Below are 7,301 nucleotides of genomic sequence, written 5' to 3' on the forward strand. Positions count from 1 at the left end.
TAGAAGCTGATATCGCAGATTTTAGCACTCAGCCTCATAGTGACCTTAATGAAGCACTCAGAGCTTATAAAAAAGAAATGATACTGAAAGTTATCGAGCAGCTTAAACAGCAAAATCTCAAATATGATTACAGTGAAGCTTCTGAAAACTTGATTATTAATGTTACAGCCGAGGAGTTCAAAACCTTATCTCTTGAAAATGTGTATTGTTATTATATAGGTGCTTCAACATCTTCGGATGATGGATTTGTATCAACATCAGGTGCAAATCAATAATAATCTGAAACAGCTTGTACTTTAGTACAAGCTGTTTTCATTAAAATAATGATATAGTTTCACATTATTCTTCAATAATGCACTTGATAAATAATATATCAGAATTAGAAAAAGAGAAGCTTTTAGTTCGTCTATTATTGAGGAATAAACTCATTTGGAGAATGTATTTAGCAACAAGAATTGGAAGTGTAAATGCAAGACTATTGTTTAATATGCTATCGGACAGCACATATAAAAGAAGAAAAAGCAATCTATTAACAATTTTCAAAATTTTAAAAAACTGCAGTGAATATGATTTTTCATCATTTGTTGAGAATGTTAATTTTTAAACATAAAAGTGTCGATAATATATTCAGATAAATGATTTTGCAAAGCGGTTCTGATAGCTCAAAGAATTAATATACGATGAAAGTAAATTATAGTTTAATATCACATTCCAAACTCTTACAAACTTAATTTTCGTGTGACAGCCCGTGTGATTTCTATGGAAAATCGTGTGATTTTTTTGGCTTTTTAAGTGCTTATACAGAATCACGACTACACTAAATCACATAAAAAACTGCCTGAATATCGGTATAAACCCGCTATTCAGGCAGTTTGTTGTTTGGAGCTTGTGACGGGACTCGAACCTGCGACCTGCTCATTACGAATGAGCTGCACTACCAACTGTGCTACACAAGCATATTAAATTTTTAAACGTAAGGTGCTGCACGGCTGCGTGACGTCTCTTTATAATCAGTACAAGACCTGCTCATTGTCGGTCAGAAATAAGTCGTACTATTCGCTTTCGCTCTCATTGCTCCATATTTCTTTCCTTCGCAAACTACCTTCATCTGCCGCCGGCAGCGGTCGTGTGCTCAGCAAATGAGCTGCACTGCAAAAGCATGGTCAGCTACACAACATAATTATTATACATCAAAAGGCGGGCAATGTCAAGAAAAATTTCTTGAACAAAGAAAGATGCGGCAGAATAAACTGCCGCATCGCATGGTATCAAAGCTCCTGAATGTTTAGTAGAAGAAATGATACTTCTTTGTAGTGGGTTCTGTTTCGGTCTCGGTATCGGTCTTGTCAGAGAAGCCGAAAGGATCATTTTCATCGTCCGAGAAGCTGAATGATACATCTGCACCGTCCTCTGAGTCAAAAGATGCATTGATGTCGCCTGAGAAGCTGAATGACATAGACTCGTCACCGGAGAGAGCAGTGAATGTATCCACCTTGTCAAGGTATACCTTGAAGCTGGAGTACTCGTCGCTCTGATCCATAATCATCTGTCCGTTCTTATAGGTCATGGCGAGAGGCTCGTCGGCTTCAGCCTGGTCGATATTCAGTACTATCTCGCCGCTGCCCATATCCTTCCATGTAAGGTCAAATGGTTCGGGCTGTACGAGAGTTGTGAGGAACGAGAAGAATGTACCCTTATTGTCCTCCATAAGCTCTATCTGGAACAGTGTTGAGACGTCCATACCCCAGAGGTTGTCGCTTTTTTCGCCGTCCATTTCGATCTCGGTGCATTCCCACTTGCCGACATAGCTTGATGCGCTCTTTTCGGAGTCCTTTCCGTCTGAGTTAAAGAACTTTGTCACGCTGGTCTTTACGCTGCAGCTTGTAAGGGCTGCTGCACAGCAGATAAGAGCTGATGATAAACATAATGCTTTTTTCATAAATAAACCCTCCTAAATCATGGCCGTCATTTTTTGAAGTTCATTGCAACCTGTTTGATTGTCATATGAACCTCTTGACAATTGCATTATAGCACGAGGGCGTTTAATTGTCAAATATTTGAAAGTGGTAGGACAAGTGCCGTGATTTCGCCTTGGATAGGTATTCTGCGAACCTTCGGAAAATCGCTTGCAAATGTTTTTTGAAGCTGCCGTGAACTCTCCATTCTTCCGCAGGCAGGCAAAATCGGGCTGTTTTTCGGGCTTTTTCCAAATAAAAAAATTCAAATCTGCTATTTCAACTTTGTTTTCAACATAATAAGTAAAAAAATGTGTGATATGCATTAAAAACGATAAAAAACAGGACAGACAAGCAATATGCCCGTCTGTCCTTTTAATAAATTATTCATTTTCTTCCGAAGCTTCCTCGCTGTCCGAATTTTCCTCTTCTTCGCTGCTGCTTGTGAGTTCGGGAGCTTCCTCGAATGTCTTTGTGGGAACTTCCTCAACAATAGGCTTCTGACCCTTATATACCGTAACGATGAAGCCGTCTGCATTATTGCCCGATACCTCGTATCTTACGCCGTTTGGAACAGGTACGCTGGTGCTTTCCGCACCGTCGTTCGAGGGATAGAAGTAGACCTCATAGTCGCCTGTTTCGCCTGAGAATTCAAGATGCTCGCCGTCGTAGGGGTGCTGGCGGACAAGGTCTATATACTCCTCAAGGCAGAGGTCGTGGGTGTGCATATAGTAAGCGTGAGGCAAGCCCACATAGCGGAAGTGCCACGGCTCGTCCTTGAACTTTGTTATCTTTTCCTTTTCCTTGGTATAGCGGACGATAAATCCGTACTTGTAGCAGTTTTCGTTGAGCCACTTGAAATCGCCCGTGCCGTCGTAATCGTAGTTTACAGTTTCCGAGAAATCGAAGGCAAGTCCCGATTCATGCTCGCTGAAGCCGGGAGGCGCAACGCTCTGCGATTCATCCTCGCCCGTTGTTTCAAGGTCCTGCTCGTAGAGCTGCTGCTGGAATTCGCTGCTGCGGTATGAACCGTATATGATAAGAGTATCATTGCCCGTCTGGTCGTAGAAGTCCTGTATCATTCTTGCCATAGGCTCGTAGACCTGTCTGAGGATAGTATAGGTGCTGTCAACGGCAGTGAAGCAGGTACGCTCGTTCTCCTGATTCATCTCAATGATGCTCACGAGGTCCTCTTTGCCCGTGGAGAAGTACTCGTGATCCTTGTTTATAAGTATAAGATCGCCGTAGAACTTGGCTTTTGTATCGAATGAACGCGACTCGAATATGATCTGATTGGGGTCGGGTGCGGTAGTTGCGGTCGAGTCGGTGGAAGCGATGTCCTTATTGTCATAGAAGGCGGACTGCTCCACTTTTGTAACGTCGGTGAAGGCGCTCTTTGCAAAAAAGCCGCAGGTACCGAGAAGCACAAGGCTTATAATGATCTCGGTAGTGGTTTTTGCGTGTTTTATACTTTTCTCTTTGCTGATTCTTTTCTTTGGCATATGTCTGCTCCAATCCGCTGTCATGATACAGCATAAACTTGTTTTACTTTTGTTCTTTTTATCTCTTTTTTCCGGATATCGGAGTAATTTCTCATATTTATGTCTGTTCTGCCTTTTTCGGCAGTATCAGTCAGAAAGAATGATTTTCTGTTAAAATTCCACGATTTACAGGGAATATGCGTCCTCTGAGCGAAGCCCGCGGAAATAACCTCCGCATGGTATCCGTCGGGGACACACTATATTATAACACATTTCTTTGTGAAAATATAGGGGGTGAGGGTTATATTTGTAAAATCACGGTATATGAATAACAATAAGGCGTGATTAACTGTTGTATTTCACCAATGAGGAGAAGCTCCGCCTGTCGGCGCACTTTCGGGAATATCCGTGCAAAGCTCCGAAAATGGGACACATAGCGTTATTCTGTACAAAAACACGCCCTGCTTTAGCACCGTATTGCACAATCTTTTATTAAACTACTTGAAATACCATTAACTTAATGGTATAATATATTTGTGAAAGTATGTATTGGCAGAGCTGTATTCAGGGGGGAAAGGCTCGACAACAGGTCGTCCTGCTCATAGTATCGGCTCTGCGGTTTTTCTGTATTTTCGCCTTAAGGAGTGATGTTTATGAAATGTCCACAGTGCGGAACGCTCAACGAAACGGGCTTCAGGTTCTGCGTTAAGTGCGGAGTCAACCTTGAAGATCCGCAGGATATTAACATTGAACAGGTAGATATGGGCGGATATCATTCTGAAGAAGATCCCGCAGCGGGCGGATTTACCCTCGGCAGCGGCACTTTCACCATCAGCGATACCTCATCGAGGGACTCATCTTCAGACCTTTATACCGCCGCTGAACTCAATGATTCCGACGAAGAGTTCGATTTCAGCAGCTTTGATGATATAGACGAGCCTTTTATACCGAAGCTGGATACGGGCAGAGTAAAGCTGCCCGAGCAGTCACAGGCTGTAAGGCAGGCACAGATGCAGAACGCCTCGGGCGGCTTCCGCCCTCAGGGTGCAATGCAGGGCATTCCTGCACCACAGGGTGCAATGCAGGGCATTCCTGCACCACAGGGTGCAATGCAGGGCATTCCTGCGCCTCAGGGCATGATGCAGGGTATTCCCGCACCTCAGGGCATGATGCAGGGCATTCCCGCACCACAGGGTGCAATGCAGGGTATTCCCGCACCTCAGGGAGCTCAGCAGATGGGCGGTATGCCTGCTTTCGGACAGACAGTCATGCTTGCTCAGCCTCAGCTCATAGGCTACGATCAGAACGGACAGCCCCTTTACGGACAGCCTGTAATGTACCAGCCTCAGCTTATCGGCTACGATCAGAACGGTATGCCTGTTTACGGACAGCCTGTCATGTATCAGCCGCAGATAATAGGCTACGACCAGAACGGTATGCCCGTTTACGGACAGCCTGTGATGTATCAGCCTCAGATGGGCGAAATGCCCGAGGGCGCAGTACCTCAGGCAGGTATGCAGGCAATGCCGAATATGGGAGGTATGCCCGCAAATCAGTTCGCTCAGGCTCAGCCTGCCCCTCCTCCCGCAGAGGATAAGGAGAAGGTCGAAGTTCCCGATGATTTCTGGGAGTTCTTCGACGGCGGCAAGGCAACAGAACACGCTGAGACAGATACTGCCGACGATTTCTTCGGCAAGCGCGGCGACGAGATAGAGGGCATGAAGCGCTTTGAGAAAAAGGGCAATCCCTATATGAACGATACGCCACTTGTTGACGCAAGCGCTCTGAAAAAGAACGAGTCCGCAAAGTTCAACAAGTTCTATATGAGATCGGCGGGAGTAGTCAACGCGGACGAGCTCAAAGCCAATCAGGAAGCCCTTCACCTTAATTATATGGGATCTACCAAGGCAGTGGATGCTTCGGAGCTCATGGCAAAGGACAACCACAGGGCAAGGAATATGATGGGCGGCACTAAGCAGGCCAACGCAGACGATCTCGAAGCCGCAAGGACAGACCGCGGCAGAGGCTCCATGATGGCGCAGGCAGACCATGCAGTGCAGGCGATGCCCAAAAAGGCAAAGACCTACAATGATGAAATAGACGCGATCGAGCTTCCCGAAGAGATGAAGGCAAAAAAGACCGCAAAAAATACAGTGGAAATTCCCGGCTTGCCGGAATTTTAATAAATTTTATTTTATATCTTATCAAGGAGATGTTGTAAACAATGAAGAAGTTTTTGAAGGAATTCAAGGAATTCGCACTCAAAGGCAACGTAATGGACATGGCTATCGGTGTTATCATCGGTGCTGCATTCGGAAGTATCGTAAGCGCTCTTACAGATAACTTCATCACTCCTCTCATCGCAGCTATCACAGGCGGTGCTGAGAAGGACGAGAACGGCGTAATGCAGCTCGTAGGCGGCAAGTTTACTGTTGCAGGCGTTGATTTCAACTATGGCGCTTTCATTTCCGCAGTTCTTAATTTCCTCATTATCGCTATCATCCTCTTCTGCTTACTCAAGGCTGTAAACAAGGCTATGGCTATCGGCAAGAAGAAGGAAGAGGAAAAGCCTGCTGAGCCTCCGAAGGAAGAAGTTCTCCTCACAGAGATCAGAGACCTTCTCAAAGAGCAGAGCAAGAAGTAATTTACATTAAAAGAGCCGTAAAGGAGCTTTCCTTTACGGTTTTTTGTTGCAAGAGCAATATTAAAATGCCGCTTCATTATGAAGCGGCATTTATGCTTATATATTACTTGATATCAGCGTGGTGAGCCTGAAGCGACTTTACGCCGAGGTGAGTATTGTGCTTGATAGCCTTGATACCCTCTGCGCTTGCCTTTGCAGCAGCCATAGTCGTCATGTAAGGTACTCTGTGCTTGATAGCAGCCTTACGGATATAGCTGTCGTCGTGAGCGCTGGTCTTGCCTGCGGGAGTATTTATTATCATCTGTATCTCGCCGTTTGCGATCTCGTCAGCGATATTCGGACGTCCCTCGTAGATCTTGTAGATCTTGTCGCAGGGGATGCCTGCTTCCTTTATCATCTCGTAGCTCTTGCCTGTAGCGATGATATGGAAGCCGAGCTCGTGGAAGGACTTTGCTATGTCAACAAGCTCGGGCTTGTCTCTGTCGCATACGCTTAGGAGAACTGTTCCCTCCAGAGGGAGCTTGTTCTTTGTAGCTTCCTGAGCCTTGTAGTAAGCCTCTCCGAATGAAGGCGATATACCGAGAACTTCTCCTGTTGAACGCATTTCGGGTCCGAGGAGAGGGTCTACCTCCTGGAACATATTGAATGGGAATACAGCTTCCTTGACGCCGTAGTGACCGATCTGCTTGTCTCTGAGCTCGGGAACGGGTGAAGGTCTGCCTGTTATTGATGAAGTGATGATATCCGTAGCGATCCTTACCATGTTGATATCGCATACCTTTGATACCAGCGGAACTGTTCTTGAAGCACGGGGATTAGCCTCGAGAACGTATACCGTATCGCCCTCGATAGCGTACTGCATATTCATAAGACCGCATACGTTCATCTCTACAGCTATCTTCTTTGTGTACTCCTTGATAGTAGCCACCTGCTTTTCTGTCAGGTTCTTTGAGGGGAGTATACAAGCGGAGTCGCCCGAGTGTACGCCTGCAAGCTCGATATGCTCCATAACGCATGGAACAAAGCAGTGTGTACCGTCGGAAATAGCGTCAGCCTCACACTCTGTTGCATGATTGAGGAAGCGGTCGATGAGGATAGGTCTGTCGGGAGTTACACCAACGGCAGCGTTCATGTATACTCTCATCATCTCGTCGTCGTGAACTATTTCCATTCCGCGTCCGCCGAGAACGTAGGAAGGACGAACCATTACAGGATAGCCTA

At 45.7% G+C, this 7,301-nt stretch carries 5 protein-coding genes, 1 tRNA gene and 1 pseudogene; 3 read left to right on the forward strand and 4 right to left on the reverse strand.

Annotated features, from left to right (window positions below; all coding sequences use genetic code 11):
* Positions 1-275 (forward strand): hypothetical protein (locus Q0R37_RS14520; protein WP_294755289.1); only part of this gene is annotated, 275 nt, incomplete at its 5' end.
* Positions 276-880: 605 nt separating this feature from the next.
* Here the strand turns inward: Q0R37_RS14520 and Q0R37_RS14525 are convergent.
* The 3 genes from Q0R37_RS14525 to Q0R37_RS14535 form a co-directional block, all read right to left on the reverse strand.
* A tRNA-Thr gene (locus Q0R37_RS14525) sits at positions 881-956 on the reverse strand.
* A 329-nt stretch (positions 957-1,285) separates the two neighbouring features.
* The gene (locus Q0R37_RS14530; protein WP_294755290.1) at positions 1,286-1,939 is read right to left on the reverse strand and encodes a hypothetical protein; all 654 of its coding nucleotides are present in this window, start codon (positions 1,937-1,939) and stop codon (positions 1,286-1,288) included.
* A 399-nt stretch (positions 1,940-2,338) separates the two neighbouring features.
* Positions 2,339-3,457 (reverse strand): M15 family metallopeptidase, encoded by a 1,119-nt coding sequence (locus tag Q0R37_RS14535; RefSeq protein WP_294755291.1) that lies wholly within the window; start codon positions 3,455-3,457, stop codon positions 2,339-2,341.
* A gap of 632 nt (positions 3,458-4,089) precedes the next feature.
* Here Q0R37_RS14535 and Q0R37_RS14540 point away from each other — a divergent pair.
* On the forward strand, positions 4,090-5,619 hold the full coding sequence (locus Q0R37_RS14540) for a hypothetical protein (protein ID WP_294755292.1): 1,530 nt from the start codon (positions 4,090-4,092) through the stop codon (positions 5,617-5,619).
* 41 nt (positions 5,620-5,660) lie between these two features.
* Entirely contained in the window at positions 5,661-6,080 is a 420-nt protein-coding gene (gene mscL / locus Q0R37_RS14545; RefSeq protein ID WP_294755293.1) for a large conductance mechanosensitive channel protein MscL, read from the forward strand.
* 103 nt (positions 6,081-6,183) lie between these two features.
* Here the strand turns inward: mscL and Q0R37_RS14550 are convergent.
* A pseudogene (locus Q0R37_RS14550) lies at positions 6,184-7,301 on the reverse strand (ATP-grasp domain-containing protein); the annotation flags it as partial.

This window comes from uncultured Ruminococcus sp. (assembly GCF_946415235.1).
GTDB lineage: Bacteria > Bacillota > Clostridia > Oscillospirales > Ruminococcaceae > Ruminococcus.

Excerpts from the sequence above, each read along its gene's own strand:
- Q0R37_RS14540 (WP_294755292.1), top strand. The coding sequence starts at position 4,090 with ATGAAATGTCCACAGTGCGGAACGCTCAACGAAACGGGCTTCAGGTTC.
- mscL (WP_294755293.1), top strand. The coding sequence starts at position 5,661 with ATGAAGAAGTTTTTGAAGGAATTCAAGGAATTCGCACTCAAAGGCAAC.
- Q0R37_RS14530 (WP_294755290.1), bottom strand. The coding sequence starts at position 1,939 with ATGAAAAAAGCATTATGTTTATCATCAGCTCTTATCTGCTGTGCAGCA.
- Q0R37_RS14535 (WP_294755291.1), bottom strand. The coding sequence starts at position 3,457 with ATGCCAAAGAAAAGAATCAGCAAAGAGAAAAGTATAAAACACGCAAAA.